Genomic DNA, 628 nt, shown 5'->3' on the forward strand with positions numbered 1-628 from the left:
GGAAATTCATTGCAATTTTCTATCTTTCAGCTCAATCGGAAAATCGTGCCGATTTTCCGCAACTGAAATTTATACGCTAACGTTAGCTAACATTTGAAAGAAGCATTCATCATATTATTTTTTGGAATTTTATCCAATACGATTTTTGGACAAACATATAGTGCTGAAAAGAAAATTCTATCTGAATATAAATTTGAAAAAAAAAGAAAGAAATCATTAGCACCAAATGGAATTAAATGGACAGAATCTGAATTGGATAGTTTGGTTATTTATAACGACAGCACTTATCATAGAATTTATTATTATGTTTTACATCAAATCAAACATAAAGAGCAAATCGGAACTTGGAAAATAAAAAAAGACACTCTTATATTAATTTCAAAAGAAAATATTGACAGTCAATTTCCAGCAAACAATACATATTATTATAAAATAAAACCGAATAAAATAAAATTAATTAAATACGAATACAGGAAAGATGAATGGTTTGATTTTTCTGACTTATTCTTGATAAGAGAAAAACTGAAAAAATCAAAAAAACGTTAGCTAACAAAGAACTGAGGCAATAAACAAGTAAAATATTAATTATTTATTGCTAGAGTACTTCTATGTTCACCATTGTAAGGCA

1 protein-coding gene is annotated in these 628 nt (G+C 26.6%); it reads left to right on the forward strand.

Annotated features, from left to right (window positions below; all coding sequences use genetic code 11):
- Positions 1-93: 93 nt before the first annotated feature.
- Entirely contained in the window at positions 94-546 is a 453-nt protein-coding gene (locus WA340_RS03820; RefSeq protein ID WP_223077113.1) for a hypothetical protein, read from the forward strand.
- The last annotated feature ends 82 nt before the right edge of the window (positions 547-628 follow it).

The sequence above is a fragment of the Mesoflavibacter sp. CH_XMU1422-2 genome, assembly GCF_037029245.1.
GTDB classification, from domain to species: domain Bacteria; phylum Bacteroidota; class Bacteroidia; order Flavobacteriales; family Flavobacteriaceae; genus Mesoflavibacter; species Mesoflavibacter zeaxanthinifaciens.